Consider the following 16,679-nt stretch of genomic DNA (forward strand, 5'->3'; position numbering starts at 1 on the left):
GGAATGGATGGGCTCGTATGTGAACCATAACATGTCGCCGTTTCAGCGCTGCGCCCTGGTGATCAGCACTGCGGGTATGGTTGCGAGCCTCTGGTTCGTGTATACCCGGCTCCATTTCTTCTACGGGGTCGATTACCACATGTTCTGCACCTGGCTTTCCGGATACATGAAAAGCGGAGTATTTTTCCCCGAGGATACGGTGTTTTTCAACTTTCCCCTGACCGTCATCGCCTTCGGGCCCTGGGGCTTTCTGCCGGTTGACATCGCCGTGGCGTTGAAAGGCGTCCAGACGGTATTGATTCTGGGCGTCAGTCTGGTGCTGGTCGACCGGATCAGGCCCGGGCTGTTGCGGGAAAGCCCCACGGCCCGGTTTGCTGTGATTCTCATTGCCCTGACTTTCGGCCTGACACAGCTTTTTTACCTGAACATCTATGCGGAGGTGGCCTGCTGCCTGCTGCTCAGCGTGTTTTTTCTGGAGAGAAAACGGGAGGGGACGGCGGCTTTGTTTTTCAGTCTGGCCTTGGTGTTCAAGGTCTTTCTCCTGCCCCTTTTTCTGGCCCCCCTGATCTGCGGGAAATACGGCTTTGCGCTTCGCATCGGCCTGTGGATGATGTTTCTTTGTGTCGTATCCCTGATGCTGTTCGGCTGGGACACCCATGTGGAGATGATCCGGGCCATGGGCGAAACCTATGGACGGATGCGGATTCACGGCATCGGCTTTGCTGTGGTGGCCGACGGATTCGCAGGCTGGCAGGACCTGTTCAACAAGCTGGTCCGCGAGGGTCTGATCCACGGGGCCATGGTTGTTCCCCTGACCGTGACCGCGGCGGGTCTTTACGGGTGCCTTGCCCTCTTCACGGTGATCCGGATGGTGTCGGCAGGGGCCATCGGGTTGCGTGATAACGATTTTTATGTCCATGTGTTCGGGAGTCTCTTGATTCTCTGCCTGGGGTTTAACTTCCGGTTCGATCACGGGCTTCTTATGCTTGGTTCGGTGTATCTGTTCGCCGCCATGGGCAGGAAGCGGGGCGGCTTGGTGAGTGTTACGCTTTTTCTGACGACGTTTTCGGGCTTTGTGTTGACCTCCGCCCTTTTTCTGGCGGGGTGGGTCCGTATCGCCGATATGGTGAAAACGGTGCTGGGGGTTTTGTCGTTTCAGTTTATCGGGCTCAACGCCCTGGTCTTTCTGGTGGCGGCGCACTGGTCCGACGGTGAAAGGATGGGGCAGCGGATATGACAGGAAAAATGACGGGCGTGATCGCCGCAGCCGGGGAGGGGAGCCGCCTTTATCCGGCGTCCAAGCGGCGGTCGAAGGTGGTGCTGACGGTGGACGGGGTCCCGCTGATTTCAAGGATCGTATCCATCATGCACGAGCAGTTGAGGCTCGACACGATCCATGTGATCGTCGGGAAAAACCGGCAGGCCGTGGAGGAGGTGCTCAAGCCCTTCGTCCGCTCCGGACTGGATATTCGATACATCGACAACCCCGAGCCGGAAACGGGCCTGGCACGGGGCCTTCTTCCGGTGGAACCCCTGGTTGACGGCCCCTTCTGCCTGATGCTCAGTGACGAGGTGTACCAGAATGCGGACCACCACCGTCTTGTGGACCTGTTTGGCCGGGATTTTTCGGCGATCTGCTGCGTGAAGCAAAACGCGACGCCGCGGGAAATCCGGAAAAACTATATGGTCGAAATGACCGGAGACAGGGTCAGCCGTCTGATCGAAAAGCCGGTGGGCGCCATTCCGGGCGTCATGGGCTGCGGGACCTTCGTGTTCACGGCGGAGATTTTCAGGGCCATCCGGATGACGGCGCCGTCTCCCCGGAGCGGCATCGTCGAGCTGGTCGACGCCGTGGATTTTCTGATCCGGTCCGGGAAAACGGTTCTGCCGTTTTTCCTCGACGGGGACTATGTGAACGTCAACACGGCCGATGATCTCAACCGGGCCAATCACCTGGTTCGCGGTCGGGCCTTTGACCGGAAAACCGTCAGTCTGGTGATTCCGGCCTTCAACGAAGAGGCGTCCATCGGTCATGTGATCGATGATTTCAAGCCCCATGTGGCGGAGATCATCGTGGCGGACAACCGGTCCAAAGACCGGACGGCGGACATCGCCCGGGAAAAGGGGGCCCTGGTCTTTTCGCGGCGTCTCAAAGGCTACGGCCACGCCATCCGTTACGGCATGTCGCGGGCCACGGGGGACATCCTGGTGATCACCGAGGCCGACGGATCCTTTGCGGCCCGTGATCTGGGGAAAATACTTGAATACATGAAGGACGCGGACATGGTCATCGGCACCCGGACCACCAAGCAGATGATCGAGCAGGGCGCCAACATGAATTTCTTTTTACGGTTCGGCAACGCCGCCGCGGCCAAGATCATTGAGATGCTCTGGTGGAACCGGAACGAACCCCGGCTGACCGATGTGGGGTGCACCTATCGGGCTATCTGGCGGGACGCCTGGGGTCGGATCAGGGACGACCTTAACGCCGACGGCCCGGCCTTTTCGCCGGAGATGATCATCGAAACCATCCGCCACTATCTGAGGGTCATCGAAATTCCCCTGACCTACCACGGTCGCATCGGCGGGGAATCCAAGCATTCGAAGGGCCTGTTTCAGGTGCTTCGGACCGGGTTTTCCATGCTGGCGCTGATTTTCCGAAAACGGCTGGTCTATCTGCTGATCGACGATCTGATGGACTGGCTTGACGACAGGAGACGGGAGTGGTGAAAACGGAGCGTCTGGCGGATCGTTTGAAACGCGCCTCGGGTCTCGTGCTGGTCCTCGCGGTGACGGTCCTGGTCTATCAGGGCGTCCTTTCGAGCGATTTCATCAGCATGGATGATCCGGTGTACGTGACGGACAACCCCTTTGTCAACCGGGGATTCAGCCGGGATGGGATTCGCTGGGCCTTTGACTTCGGCCATGAATCGGGCCCCTACTGGATGCCGGTGACCATGCTGTCCCACATGGCGGACGTCCATCTGTTCGGCCTCGATCCTTCCATGCACCACGGCCACAACCTGATCCTCCATCTGTTGAACGTCCTTCTTTTGTCTACCTTTTTTATGAAGGTCAGCGGGGATTATTCGAAAAGTCTTCTGATCGCGGCCCTCTTCGCCCTTCATCCCCTGAACGTGGAATCCGTGGCCTGGGTGACCAGTCGGAAGAACGTGCTGTCCACGGTGTTCTGGCTTAGCGCCATGCTCGCCTATCTGCGCTATCTGACGCGAAAAGACCTCGTGTCCTACCTGATGGTTTTTGTGTGTTTCGTCCTGGGACTCATGGCCAAAGCCTCGGTGATCACCCTGATCTTTTCCCTTTTGCTGCTGGACATCTGGCCCTTTCACCGGTTTCTTCTGTTTCGGGAGGGTGGAACGACGCGGTATCGCCTCCGGACCCTCATGAATCTGACGCCGGTGTTGGAAAAAATCCCTTTTCTGGTGTTCACCGGCCTTGTGCTTTATGTCAATTTTACCAAAACCTCCTTTGTGGGCGAGGCCACGACCCTTGACGCCGTGCCCATGGCTGTGCGGCTGTCGAACGCCGTTTCCGCCTACGGGGTCTATCTGGTCCAGATGATCTGGCCCGTGGGCCTTTCGGTTCACTATCCTTATCCCGAGTCAATTTCCCTGTGGAAGACCCTTCCGACGCTTGCCCTTCTCGTAACCGTCACGGGGGCCGTGCTTTGGCAGGCCCGTCTTCGTCCCTTTCTGATGGTGGGCTGGTTCTGGTTTATCGGCAACCTGGTCATGGTGTCCGGGCTGATTCAGGGCGGATTGTGGCCGGCCCACGCGGACCGGTTCATGTACGTGCCCATGATCGGGCTGCTCACGGCCCTGGCCTGGGCCGGGGGACAGCGCCCGCCGACCCGGCCCTTCGTGGTGACGGCCGCAGCCGTCTGCCTTTGTCTGGCTGTGCTGACCTGGATACAGGTGGGGCACTGGAAAGACGGAATCCGGCTTTACCGTCACGCCCTTGCCGTCAATCCCGATGACCGGGCCTCGCTGGTCAATCTGGCCTTCGCCCTGGACAAGGCGGGAAAGGGTGCTGAGGCCGTGCCCCATTATCAGGCCATTCTTGAGTATTATCCCCACTACGCCGAGGTTCACGTCAATCTGGGCGTGATTCTGGCGGGGCAGGGCAGAGATACGGAGGCCCTGGTTCATTTCGAGCGGGCCATGGCCCTCAAGCCCTCCCTGGAATCCGCCGTTCAAAACGCCGCTGTGATCTACGAAAAACACGGGCGGATCGATGACGCCGTTGCTGCCGGTGAAATCCTGTGGAGCCGGCAGCCGGACAACATGAAACGCCTGTCGGCCCTTACCCGGCTGCTCGTCGACAACGGTCGCCTGAAAAGGGCCGCGGAGGTTTATGAGAAGGCCCTTACGGTGCTGCCCGGCGCACGGGTCAGTCTGTGCTACAACCTGGCCTGTGTGTATGCCATGGACGGGCAGACGGACAGGGCCATGGACTACCTGAACAGGGCCCTGGCGGCCGGATTCAACCGCCGGGACCTTCTGGCCCGGGACGAACAGCTCGATCGTCTCCGCAGCCTGCCTGAATTCAAGCGTCTTTTGGAAGGAACACCCTGATATGGAAACGGCCCGCCGGAAGCGATCACCCTTTTCAATCCGCGAGACGGCTCTCGGCCTGCTGCTGGTGGTCCTGATGTGTGCGGTGTACGCCCGGATGCCCTCGGCCGGATTCATCAGCTTTGATGATGCGGTTTATGTAACCGACAACCCGTCGATCAACCGGGGCCTCACGATTCAAGGGATCAAAGACGCCTTTGATTTCCGCAAAGGGCGGGGGCCGTACTGGCATCCGGTGACCAGCCTGTCTCACATGACGGACTGCGCGCTGTTCGGGCTTTCTCCCGGATACCACCATCTGATGAACATGGTGTTTCATGCGGTCAACGTGCTGCTTCTGTTCGGATTTCTGTATCGATACACCGGCGCTTTATGGCCGAGTCTCTGGGTCGCGGCGGTCTTTGCCGTGCATCCGTTGAACGTGGAGACCGTGGCCTGGATCAGCGAGCGGAAGAACCTTCTGGCCGCGATGTTTTTTCTTTCCGGCCTGTTTGTCTGGGCCCGGTTTCTGGACCGGCGGACCTGGGGCAGCTACGGCTTGCTGATCGTCGTGTTTCTTCTGGGTATGATGTCCAAGCCCGTCATGATGACCTTTCCCTTCACGCTGTTTCTCGTGACGCTCTGGCCCCTTGACGGATACGACGGCTCCGGCAAAACGCTCCGGTCATGGGTTGCAGAGAACCGGGGGGTGATCCTGCCCGTCCTCGGGCTGATCCTGATCATGCTGGCGGTGTTTTTTATCGGTGTCCATCTGGGGGACGTGAGGAAAAACGTGGCGCCGCTCGATTATATCCCCCTGGGGCGCCGACTGTCCGTCATGCTGACGGCGGATGTGATTTATCTGGTCAATCTGGTGTGGCCCGTCGATCTTGCGGTGTTTCATCCCTATCCCGAGTCCGTCCCGATTGCCCATGCCTTAGGGGCTTTTTCCGTGCTTGCCGCCGTGTCCATTCTTGCCTTGGTCCGCATTCGGACACAGCCCTTCCTGTTCGTGGGTTGGTTCTTTTACGTCGGCAACCTGGTCACGGCCTCGGGCCTGATGCAGCAGGGGTATTTCCCGGCCCATGCGGACCGGTTCACCTATCTGCCGATGATCGGAATGTTCATCATCCCGGCCTTTGGACTATCGATGCTTTCGCGGTCTCTGGGCCGTTTTAAACCCATTGTTCCTCTGGCGGCGGTTTTATCGATCCTGATTTTCGGCGTGCTGACGTTCCGCCAGACCGCCCACTGGAAAAGCGACATCACCCTGTTTCGCCACGCGGTGTCCGTGAATCCGGACGACCCCGTCTCCCTGACCAATCTGGCGCTGGCTTTGGGAGAAGCCGGTCGGTTTTCCGAAGCCATGGATATCTCCCGAAAAGCCCTTTCCCTTGAACCCGATTACGCCGAGGCCCTGAACAACCTGGGAACCCTGTATGCGAAACAGGGGGACATCGAAGGCAGTCTCGGATATTTTAACCGCGCGCTGGCCGCCTGGCCGGGGTTTGATCTGGCCCGGGCCAACCGGGACCGGGCCCTTTCACTTCTCGCCGAGAGGGAAAAGCGTGAGCGGATGCTGAATGACGCCCTGGCCTCAAAGCCCGTGTCCTTAGAGGAAGCCGCCGGGGCGGCGCAGGCTCTGATCAGAGAAAAACGCTATGCCGAGGCCGAAACGCTTTACCTTTCTCTGATAGATCGCCATGCTGACGCATCGGTGAGCCTGTATTACAATCTGGCCTGCCTGAACGCCCTGGCCGGAAAACCCGATCGTGCCCTTTATTATCTCGAACAGGCATTTGAAAAGGGCTTCCGGGCCTGGGATCACCTGGACCGTGATCCGGATCTTTATGCCCTAAGAAATCATCCGGCCTTTGCGGCCCTCATCGATCGATACCGGAAGGGGGATAAATGAGCGAGAGCGTCTTACTCAGCATCGTGATCCCTTTCTTCAGGGACAATGAGGCCATTGTGCAGGGGCTTGCCTCCATCGAACGGGCCTGCGGCCGTCTGCCCGAGGGTGCCGCCCGGCCCGAGGTCATTGTGGTCGACGACCACAGCCCTATTCCCTTTGCATGGCATTCCAGGACACTTTCGGTTCGCTGCTGCCGTATGGATAAAAACCGGGGGGCGGGGGCGGCCAGAAACCGGGGCGCACAGCTGGCCCGGGGCGATTATCTGCTGTTCATGGATTCGGACGTGATGCTGGACGAGTGCCACCTTGAGCGGCTCTACGGCCATCTTGCCGAAGGCCGGGGCCCCATTGTCCAGGGACCGACCGCCATCTGCCCGGCCAATCGTCCGGCCACCGCCTTTCATCACTACATGGCCGTGTCATGGAATTATTACCAGACCGCCAACTGGGCCGTGTCCGTGTTCACCCAGTGCTTTGCCGTGGACAAGACCTTTTTTCATGCCCTCGGCGGATTTTCCGAAGACTATGAGAGAAGCGGGGGAGAGGAGTTCGAGCTGGGACTGAGGCTGGCCCGGTTCAAGCCGGGCGCCGTGTTTTTCGATCCCGGCCTCGTTCACCTGCATCAGAGCGAAAACCTGATCAAACGCCTGAAGAAAGTGTATCTGCGCAGCCGTCACATCCGGCCCATCGCCCTTGCCATGCCCAACCTGCCGTTCCGGTTCACGGCCCAGTCGCTTTTACGGTCCTGTTTTGCCCTTTTGCTTGACCTGTCGATGGTCATGGCCCTGATCCGGCCCCTTTCGGGGATCGGGCTGTACGCCCTGTGCGCCGCGCTGTTTTACACGGCGGATGATTCGTTTTCCCGGCATATAAGGCGTCGGCATTCGCTTGGCCTTTCCCTGATATCCGTGGTGTTCCGGCAGCTTGAATACACCTTTATCAACCTCGGCATGATACGCGCCCTGTTCGGCTTCGAAAAACGTCCGATGTCTGCGTTACGCGTCAGCCCTCGTCATTGCGGCGCACCCGAAGTACGCCTCATTCCTCAGGCTTCGCAAGCCTTGACCTCGAACGTTTTACGAGACCGTCAATCATGATCGATGAATTTAAATTTCTGGTCAGCCCCCATCCGGCCTATCTGATTTTCTGGGTCACCGCAGCCTGTGACCTTTCCTGCGCCCACTGCTTCAACCGGATTGGCCGGGCCGCCCTGGGCCCGGATCTTTCCCTTGCCGAAATCGAGGCCGTATCCCGGTCCATGGGCCATGTGAAGTACCTGACCCTGGCCGGGGGAGAACCGCTTCTGCGCCGGGATCTTACCGCCGTCGCCCGGACGTTTTACCAAAACAACGATTTGCACATGCTGAACCTGGTGACCAACGGCTGGCACACGGACCGGGCCGTGGCCTTTGCCCGGCAGGTGCTGTCGGACTGCCCGGGTCTTCATCTGAGTGTGGGGGTGTCCTTAGACGGTCCCGAAGAGGTCCATGACCGCCTGCGGGGAAGGGCGGGGAGCTACGCCCGGGCCATGGAAACGCTCAAGGGTCTCGCCAATCTGGCCGAAACCGAACACCGTCTGACCGTGGCCGCCTGCGGCACCTGCCATGCCGCCAACATCGACGTTCTGCCCGACCTGGCCAAACGGGTGAGGGAGGAACTGGGCCTGCCGTATTATGTGGGCATGATCCGGGGAGACGATCTGCCGGATCGGACGCTCAAAGAAATTACCGCCGACGATTACCGGGCCCTGACCCGACAAATCGCCATGGCCGACAACCTTACCCTGGCCCCCCATTACCCGTTCCGCCACCTGCGGATCGCCATTGACCGGATGGTTGAGGAAATTATATACAACAGCTTGAAATACAATAAAAAGACGGTATCATGCAAGGCGGGGAGACGGGGGTTTGTCCTGAGATCCGACGGAGAGATTCTGCTGTGCGAGGTTCTGAACACCCGGCTGGGCAACGTGCGCGATCACGCCTTTGATCCCTATCGTATCCTGGCCCTCACCGCGTCCCGGGCCGCCATGGAACGCATCAAAAAAACCGGCTGCCATTGCACATGGGAATGTTTCCAGCGCCTGAACGTGGTGTTCAGCCCCGGCATCTATCCAAAGCTGGCTCTTCGGATGCTCAGAAACGTCTGGAGGGGATGATGCCACTTGCGCAACTTTTGCCGATAGCCTCCGCATAATTTTGATCGGAATGATTGTCGGACAGATCGAAATAACATTTTGACGACATCCCAATTGGTATGATATTTAATACCATATGAAAATTATCATCGACACCAATGTTCTGGTTGCTGCATTAAGATCAAGAAGAGGAGCGTCTTTCAAGCTTATGGCTCTTTTACCTTACAGATCGCTGACGACGGTTGTTTCAGTGCCTCTGGTCGTTGAGTATGAGGCGGTTTTGAAACGAATGGCGTTGCCAGAGGCCATAACACCGGATGATGTCGATGATGTGATCGATTTTTTATGCGGGATTTCGGAGCATCAGGATATTTATTATTTATGGCGGCCTTTTTTACCTGATCCGTTCGATGATCATATTCTGGAGGCAGCCGTTGCATCGTCGTGCGATGCGATCATCACGTACAACAAGAGGGATTTTAAAGATATTGATCGCTTCGGCCTGAAACTCCTTGATCCTAAAGAATTATTAATCGACATGGGGATATTGTCATGAGTACATTAAGTTTACGATTACCCAACTCACTTCATGAAAAAATCCGTGAATTGACCAAAGAGGAAGGTATTTCAATCAATCAGTTCATCTCGTCTGCTGCTGCGGAAAAAATGGCGGCGCTGATGACGGAACGCTATTTGTTGCAGAGGGCTCAAAAAGCCGATGTCAACCGTTTCAGGGCCGTCCTCGATAAAGTTCCCGATGTCGACCCCGAAGAACAGGATCGAATCGACTGACAATCACCGCTGCAACACTCCACCTCAAACCCTGAAAAAATCCACGATGTATTTCACGGCGGTGAAGAAAAGGATGGCGGACAGCAGCCATTTGATGGCTTTGGCCGGGACGAATTTCTGGCAGCGTGCGCCAAGGTACATGCCCGCCATGCCCCCGAGGCCGAACAGGAATCCCAGCAGCCAGTCCGGGGCCACGGACATCTCGGGGTAGAAGGGGGCCAGGATCTGGTAAAAGACCACGCCGGCCACCGAGGTGACGAAGGTTCCCATGAGGGCGGCTCCGGCCACGGTGTACACGGGCAGCCCGAACACGCTGACGAAAAAGGGTGCGATGATCGATCCGCCGCCGATGCCGTATACCCCGCCCACAATACCCACGATGAAACTCAGTGACGCGATGCCGATCATCGACACATCGGATCGTTCGCCGTAAAAGGTGTAAGACAGCCGTTTCAGGCTTACCTGGACAGCCGTGACGGCGGGGAGGGGCTCGCCTCCGGCGTTGGTCCCATGGTTCCGGACCAGTTCCTGGAACCGTTGTTCACTGGTGTTGGCCTGGTTCTTTTTGAAAAGATCCCGGGCCATGCGGATGCCGATATAAAAAAGAACGCAGGCGGCGAAGACCTTGAAATGCCGAGCGTCAGGCAGCCAGGCCACCCGGATGACCGCGCCGATAAACACCCCCGGCAGGGTTCCGATCACCACCAGGGCCGTCAGGGGCCAGACCATGCGCCCTTCTTTCCAGTACCGGTACACCCCCGAGGGAATAGCCACGATATTGAACACCTGGTTGGTGGCGCTGACCGAGGGGTGGGTGTAGCCCAGGAAAGACATCTGGAAGGGCAGCAGCAGAAAGGCTCCGGACACGCCTCCCATGGAGGTGAAAAAGGAAATGATAAGGGCCACCAGGGGGGGAACCCAAAGTGCGACCTCGATACCGGCGACGGGAAAATACATGCGGCCTCCATGATGCAAGATTTTAAAAGACACGATTAAATATCAAATCGTGTCAATAGATATAACGCCGCAGGCCCGGGATTGTCAATCCCTTTTTCCGCTCTTGATTCACCATGCCGTTTGGTGGATAATGATGCCCAATGATCCATGATTAACTCCCAGGCGGCATATAACTATGACTATGAAAAAAAAGAAACGCCGGGCAGGCCGTCCGGACGGGACCATCGGGCAGAACACCACGATTAAGCCGGTGGATGAGGGCCCACAGGCCCTCGATACGGTGCAGCTGACCCTTCTGGAAAAGGCCTTCCGCGACTGGGCCCTGGAGTCGAGCAGGAAGGATGTCCGCCACGCACGGATGCGGATTCTTCTGGTGTTTCTCCTGATCCGGAACACGGGGGCCAAGCTGAACGAAATGCTCGGCATGAATCCCTTTACGGATATCGATACCGCAGGTCATACCCTGACCCTGCCCGGTTCAAGGACCGTTCCCCTGTCGGACTCGTTGTGTGACGAACTCCGGAGCGTTCTTTCGGATGCGGCGTTCAGGGACCAGATAAGCGGGGGGTTCAATGTCGATCCGGCCTTTGTCCGCCGGAAATTCTACGAACGGGCCGAAGCCTGCGGATTTCACAAGCAGATGGGCGGCCCGGAAATGATCCGCAAGGCCCGGGCCGTGGAGCTCTTGCGGGGCAATATGCCTTTGCCCGCTGTCCAGGCTCTTCTCGGGCATGTGCGGCCCAACCAGGCCTCGTCCTATGTTCAGTTCTCCCCCGATGAAATCCGGGAGGCCACCCGCCTGTACATGCAGCGGGAGGCCTCCCGGAAAACCAGTGCCCGGAACGCGTTTTTCTGCAAGATCAACCGGATCGTCACCGGCGACATCCAGGCCCGGGTGGACCTTATGACCGTCGAAGGGCAGAGCCTTTCAACGGTGATCACCACCGACAGTCTGGCGGCCTTGGGACTGGCCCGAGGCTCGCTGGTCACCGCCGAAGTCAAGGCACCCTGGATCGATCTCTATGCCGGTGAGGACGAGCCCCGAACCAGTGCCGAAAATCGATTGCAGGGAACGGTGACCTCCATCAAAACCGGCGCCGTCAACACCGAATACCGGATCGATGTATCCGAACGCACCGCACTCTGCGCCATTGTGTCTTCCGAAGCAAACGACCGCCTGAAGCTTTCCGAAGGCGACCGGGTCTGGGCCCTGTTCAACGGGTTCGCCGTGATTCTGCATCAGGATTGATGATCTCGTAAATGGCGACACGCGTGCTCTGACTTAAATCCTCTGATTGACCGTGATCGGGATATCGGATAGAATGGTTACGTTTTTGTCATAACGAGAAATACCCATTCGTTGAACCAGCCGGCATGCCTTCCTTTCGCCCGAAACAGGGGAGGTGTCACCCCTGTTTCGTCCGTGCCCAAACAACCTTTGACGGGAGTCTTCCATGAGATGGCGTCCTTTCGTTTTTCTGGTTTTTCTTGTGATTGCCTTGTGTTGTCCGATTCGTTCCGAATGTTCCGACGAGGCGAATCCCACAGAGCTGACCGCCATAACGCTTCGTCAATGGCCGCCCCATTATTTTATCGATTCCAAAAGCGGCTCCCCCCAGGGCTTCGCCATTGATGTCATGGACCGGATCGCACGTTCCACGGGGCTGACCGTCCGCTACGTGGTCTGTGCAAACTGGCCGGAGGCTTTCGACGCCGTAAAGGAGAACAAGGCTCTGATCATTCCCAATCTGGGGATCACGGAAAAGAGGCTTGATCTGTATGATTTTACGCGCCCCTACGAAACCTTCCGCATCGTGGTTTTTATCCGCAGCAGCACCGAGGGGATTTCCGGCCTCGACGATCTGGACGGTCGCACGGTGGGGGTTGTCGACAAGAATCAGGGCCTGGTTCTGATGAAACAGAGAGGCGACGGCATCGACCTTCAGGTTTTCGGGTCGATGGAAGAAGCGTTCATGGCCCTGATGTCGGGCAATGTGGACGCCCTGGTCTACCCGGATCAGCCGCTCGTCAGCCTGGCCTCAAAAACAGGTCTTGAAACAAAGATCAAACAGGTTGGCCGCCCCCTTGAAGAAATCAAACGGGGCATCGCGGTCAAAAAAGGGCATCCGGCGCTTGTCCGGCGACTCGACAATGCCGTGGCTGATTTTCTGAAAAGCCCGGATTACCGAAGTCTTTATGAAAAATGGTATGGCCCGCCCAAACATTTCTGGAATTTCTCCCGGATTCTTATCCTGCTCGGTGTGGGCGTCGCCCTGACCGCTTTGATCATGATGACCTGGCGATACAGAACCGTGGTGGCCCTGCATCGGACCCTGTCGAGAACCGTGGATGAACTCAAAACGGCCCAGCAGGCGATGCGGGAGTCGGAAGCACGGTATTCGGACCTTTACGACAACGCCCCCGATATGTATCTGAGCTTCGATGCCCAAGGGGAGGTGATGCAATGCAACCGGACGTTTTGCCGCATCAGCGGGTATGATCCGGAGGAGGTGGTCGGCCGCCCCTTTATCGGCCTGTTTCATGCAGGCAGCCGGGACTCGGTGGGAAAGGCCGTCAAATCGTTTATCACATCAGGTACCATTCAGGATGTCGAACTGCTTTTGATTCTCAAGGCCGGAGGCACTCTGTGGATCAGTCTCAATGCCTCGGCCATGTACGACGACACGGGGCATATCACGCACAGCAGAGCCATCCTGCGGGACATCGCGTCCCGAAAACGGATTGAGGCGGCCATCAGGGAATCCGAGGAGCGCCTGTCCTTCGTTCTGGACGGAAGCCAGCTTGGTTTCTGGGACTGGGATATTGTGACCGGCGATGTTTACCGAAACGAACGCTGGGCCGCCATGCTCGGTTACACCCTTGACGAAATCAGGTACACGGTGACCCAGTGGACCGATCTTCAGCATCCCGATGACCGCAACGCCGCCTGGCAATCCATTCAGGATCATCTTGAGGGACGGACCGACGCCCACAAAATGGAGTACCGCATGAAAACCAAAGACGGCCGGTACAAATGGATTCTGGATCAGGCCAAAATCGTCAGTCGGGATGACAAGGGCAAGCCCTTGCGGATGTGCGGCACCCACACCGATATCACGGACCGCAAAATTGTCGAGGAACACTTGAGGCAAGCTCAGAAAATGGAGGCCATTGGTACCTTGGCCGGAGGTCTTGCCCATGATTTCAACAACATGCTTGGCGTCATCACGGGCAATGCCTCCCATGCAATGTCCCTTATCGATCAGGAAAGTGAATTGGGAGAGATTTTGTCCGATGTCTTAAATTCCTCCAGGCAGGCTCAGGCCCTGACCCAGCAACTGCTGACTTTTTCCAGAGGAGGAACGCCGGTCAAGCGGGTTACGGATTTAAATCGAGTGATTCGGGAATCGGCTGTTTTTTCGTTAAGGGGCGCAAAATCGAACGTGACGTTTCATCTGACCGAAGGCCTGCGGCCTGCGGAAGTCGACGAAGGTCAGATCAACCAGGTGATCGGCAATCTGGTCATCAACGCCAATCAGGCCATGCCGAGCGGCGGGGTAATCACCGTTCGAACGGAGAATGTGACCATAGGTTCCGATGAGTCCCTGCCGCTGCCCGGTGGAGACTATGTTCGTGTTACCGTTGAAGACCAGGGCGTCGGCATTTCGGAAAAACATCTGCCGCGGATCTTCGACCCGTATTTTTCAACCAAACAGGACGGCAGCGGGCTGGGGTTGGCCTCGACCTATTCAATCATCAAAAAACACGGCGGCCATATTGAGGTCCGATCCGAAATCGACCGGGGAACCGTGTTTACCTTTTATCTGCCCGCGTCGGCGAAGCCGCTGGAACCGGAAACGGTCGACCCGTCGGAGAGTCATCGGGGCCAGGGCCGAATCCTGATCATGGATGACCAGCGGCCCATTCTCAACATGGCCGAACGCATGCTCACAAAACTGGGGTATGCGGTGACCTGTGCGGAAGACGGGGACGCGGCCGTCCGTCTGTACCGTGAGGCCCATGCTTCGGGTGCGGCCTTTGACGCGGTCATCCTGGATTTGACCGTTCCCGGCGGCATGGGCGGGGCCGAAACCATGGCCGAGCTTTTGCGTATCGACCCCCATGTCAAAGCCATCGTGTCCAGCGGCTATTCCAACGATCCCATCATGGCCGATTTTAAGGATTACGGATTCAGCGGCGTGGTTCAAAAACCCTACACGCGGGACCAGCTGGCCCGGGCTGTCAAACGGATTGAAGGGTCATGATTGACTTCCAATTTGATGGACGTTATAATGGGCCCATCATAACGTACCCATAATAAGGTCCTGACAGGAGGTATCATGTTGCAGGCTAAATTCAACGTCGACGAAACACAGTCGCGGTTTTTGAATGATTATAAAAAATACGGTTTTAAAGATAAAAGTGACATGCTTCGGAAAGCCCTTGACCGCTTCAAAATCGAAATAGAGCGTGAAGACCTTCGAAAATCAGCCGAGTTGTATTCAGAACTCTATTCCGATGATCATGAACTGAACGATCTGACCGAAGCCGCCTTAAATTGAACCATGACGACATCGGTTGAAATATTTCAAATTGCCTTCAATTCGGCATGTTATCCCCGGACCAAAGTCTGGGTCATGCTTTGAACCAGCCTTGGGTCCGGGTGCAGAATCTGACCAGCATCAGCATCACCGGGACCTCGATCAGAACCCCCACCACCGTGGCCAGGGCCGCGCCGGAAGACAGACCGAACAGCATCACCGAGGTGGCGATAGCCACTTCGAAATGGTTGGAGGCCCCGATCATGGCCGCCGGGGCTGCGTCCTCGTAACGCAGATTCAGAAGCCGGGCCGCACCGTATCCCAGGACGAAAATCAAAACGGTCTGGATGAACAACGGGATGGAGATCCATAAAATCGTCAGCGGGTTTGCAAGGATGGTCTCACCCTTGAAGCTGAACAGCAGCACCAGGGTGACCAGTAGGGCGCCGATGGTCAACGGGGTCAGCACATGGAGGAACGTTTCTTTGAACCAGGCTTCCCCTTTGGCAGCGATGACCCAGGTCCGGGAAAAATATCCGGCCACAAGGGGCAGGGCCACGTAGACGGCCACCGAGAGCAGAAGCGCCTGCCAGGGCACGGGAAGTTTGCCCACCCCGAGCAGAAAGCCGCCCAGAATACCGTAGAGCAGAAGCATGGTGAGGGAGTTGACGGCCACCATGACCAGGGTCAGACCGTCGTTTCCTCGGGCCAGGTATCCCCAGACCAGAACCATGGCCGTGCAGGGGGCGATGCCCAGAAGGATGCAGCCTGCAAAATAGCTCCGCCACAGGGGGATCTGAAGCATTTTTACCCCGTCCTGCAGAACCACCAGACCCGCACCGTGTTCGGCGCCCATCGGGAGGTCAAGGCCAAAGGGCATCTTGACCAGATCCACGGCCTCGGGACCGATCAGGCTTCTGAACAACATTCCCAGAAACACAAAGGCGATGCCGTACATGGTAAAGGGCTTCACACACCAGTTGATAAACAGGGTCAGAAAAACGGGTTTTCCGCTTTTACCGGCCTTGACCACGGAGGCGAAGTCAATCTTGACCATGATGGGATACATCATAAAAAACAGGCAGACGGCAATGGGAATGGACACCACCGGCGCGCCGTTGACGGTAAGGGCCATGCGATCCAAAGCACCGGCCAGATCCGGGGCGATTTTTCCGAGAGCGATCCCCCCCACAATGCAAAGCCCCACCCAGACCGTCAGGTAGCGCTCGAACACGCTGGTCATGTGACGTTGTTCCGTCTTAAACGGTTCCATGCTTTTCTCCTTATTTTTGAGTCAGGGCATCCGGCAGGGTAATCACAAAGGCTTTGATCTGATCCCGGACCGTCCGGTAACAGTCGAGTTTCGCATCCTCGTCGTCGAATGCCGCAGCCATCTTCGGGGGATCATCGAATCCTTTATGAATGATGGTGTGAGATCCGGGGAAAAACGGGCAGGTCTCGTGGGCGTGATCACAGACCGTGACCACGTAATCCAGAGCCGTTCCCGCCAATTCGTCGATATGCTTGGAACGGTGGCCGGAAATATCCACCCCGGCCTCGGCCATGACCTTCACGGCGTGGGGGTTGAGCCCGTGGGTTTCGATCCCGGCCGAATAAACTTCGATCACATCACCCTTCAGATGCCGGGCAAAGCCTTCGGCCATCTGACTCCGGCAGGAGTTGCCGGTGCAAAGAAACAACAGTTTGATTTTTTTATCCATCGTTTTATCCTTTTCTGGTTATGCACTTCCCTCAAGTTGGAA

Annotated in this window: 14 protein-coding genes; 11 read left to right on the plus strand and 3 right to left on the minus strand. The window is 57.3% G+C overall.

Going from position 1 to position 16,679, the window contains the following annotated elements; translation table 11 throughout:
- Positions 1 to 19: 19 nt before the first annotated feature.
- From ACYQ11_RS19220 to ACYQ11_RS19255, 8 genes are all read left to right on the plus strand, one after another.
- The gene (locus ACYQ11_RS19220; RefSeq protein WP_459925440.1) at positions 20 to 1,237 is read left to right on the plus strand and encodes a glycosyltransferase 87 family protein; all 1,218 of its coding nucleotides are present in this window, start codon (positions 20 to 22) and stop codon (positions 1,235 to 1,237) included.
- Entirely contained in the window at positions 1,234 to 2,730 is a 1,497-nt protein-coding gene (locus tag ACYQ11_RS19225) for a glycosyltransferase family 2 protein (protein ID WP_459925441.1), read from the plus strand. Before ACYQ11_RS19220 ends, ACYQ11_RS19225 begins: the two co-directional genes overlap by 4 nt.
- The gene (locus ACYQ11_RS19230; protein ID WP_459925442.1) at positions 2,727 to 4,595 is read left to right on the plus strand and encodes a tetratricopeptide repeat protein; all 1,869 of its coding nucleotides are present in this window, start codon (positions 2,727 to 2,729) and stop codon (positions 4,593 to 4,595) included. The genes ACYQ11_RS19225 and ACYQ11_RS19230 overlap by 4 nt, the downstream gene beginning before the upstream one ends.
- Before the next feature lies 1 nt (position 4,596).
- The gene (locus tag ACYQ11_RS19235; protein WP_459925443.1) at positions 4,597 to 6,489 is read left to right on the plus strand and encodes a tetratricopeptide repeat protein; all 1,893 of its coding nucleotides are present in this window, start codon (positions 4,597 to 4,599) and stop codon (positions 6,487 to 6,489) included.
- Entirely contained in the window at positions 6,486 to 7,586 is a 1,101-nt protein-coding gene (locus tag ACYQ11_RS19240) for a glycosyltransferase family 2 protein (RefSeq protein ID WP_459925444.1), read from the plus strand. Before ACYQ11_RS19235 ends, ACYQ11_RS19240 begins: the two co-directional genes overlap by 4 nt.
- Positions 7,583 to 8,647 (plus strand): radical SAM protein, encoded by a 1,065-nt coding sequence (locus tag ACYQ11_RS19245; RefSeq protein WP_459925445.1) that lies wholly within the window; start codon positions 7,583 to 7,585, stop codon positions 8,645 to 8,647. The genes ACYQ11_RS19240 and ACYQ11_RS19245 overlap by 4 nt, the downstream gene beginning before the upstream one ends.
- A gap of 115 nt (positions 8,648 to 8,762) precedes the next feature.
- Complete coding sequence (locus ACYQ11_RS19250; protein ID WP_459925446.1) at positions 8,763 to 9,182, plus strand: putative toxin-antitoxin system toxin component, PIN family; 420 nt, start codon at positions 8,763 to 8,765, stop codon at positions 9,180 to 9,182.
- A complete protein-coding gene (locus ACYQ11_RS19255) occupies positions 9,179 to 9,418 on the plus strand; it encodes a toxin-antitoxin system HicB family antitoxin (RefSeq protein ID WP_459925447.1) in 240 nt (79 codons plus the stop codon). Before ACYQ11_RS19250 ends, ACYQ11_RS19255 begins: the two co-directional genes overlap by 4 nt.
- A 24-nt stretch (positions 9,419 to 9,442) precedes the next feature.
- On the opposite strand, the gene ACYQ11_RS19260 is transcribed toward ACYQ11_RS19255, so the two are convergent.
- Positions 9,443 to 10,375, minus strand: a complete 933-nt coding sequence (locus ACYQ11_RS19260; RefSeq protein ID WP_459925448.1) for a sulfite exporter TauE/SafE family protein — start codon at positions 10,373 to 10,375, stop codon at positions 9,443 to 9,445.
- A 175-nt stretch (positions 10,376 to 10,550) separates the two neighbouring features.
- Between ACYQ11_RS19260 and ACYQ11_RS19265 the strand changes: the two genes are divergently transcribed.
- The 3 genes from ACYQ11_RS19265 to ACYQ11_RS19275 all read left to right on the plus strand — a co-directional run bounded on the left by ACYQ11_RS19265 (position 10,551) and on the right by ACYQ11_RS19275 (position 14,937).
- Positions 10,551 to 11,624, plus strand: a complete 1,074-nt coding sequence (locus ACYQ11_RS19265; protein ID WP_459925449.1) for a TOBE domain-containing protein — start codon at positions 10,551 to 10,553, stop codon at positions 11,622 to 11,624.
- Positions 11,625 to 11,829: 205 nt separating this feature from the next.
- Complete coding sequence (locus ACYQ11_RS19270; protein WP_459925450.1) at positions 11,830 to 14,640, plus strand: PAS domain S-box protein; 2,811 nt, start codon at positions 11,830 to 11,832, stop codon at positions 14,638 to 14,640.
- Between the two features lie 75 nt (positions 14,641 to 14,715).
- Positions 14,716 to 14,937 carry a hypothetical protein gene (locus ACYQ11_RS19275; protein WP_459925451.1) on the plus strand — a complete coding sequence of 74 codons (222 nt, stop codon included), beginning with the start codon at positions 14,716 to 14,718 and terminating at the stop codon, positions 14,935 to 14,937.
- 73 nt (positions 14,938 to 15,010) lie between these two features.
- Here ACYQ11_RS19275 and arsB read toward each other — a convergent pair whose 3' ends face one another.
- Positions 15,011 to 16,189 (minus strand): ACR3 family arsenite efflux transporter, encoded by a 1,179-nt coding sequence (arsB, locus tag ACYQ11_RS19280; protein WP_459925452.1) that lies wholly within the window; start codon positions 16,187 to 16,189, stop codon positions 15,011 to 15,013.
- Positions 16,190 to 16,199: 10 nt separating this feature from the next.
- Positions 16,200 to 16,637 (minus strand): arsenate reductase ArsC, encoded by a 438-nt coding sequence (locus tag ACYQ11_RS19285; RefSeq protein WP_459925453.1) that lies wholly within the window; start codon positions 16,635 to 16,637, stop codon positions 16,200 to 16,202.
- Positions 16,638 to 16,679 lie beyond the last annotated feature (42 nt).

This window comes from Desulfatiferula olefinivorans (assembly GCF_054657895.1).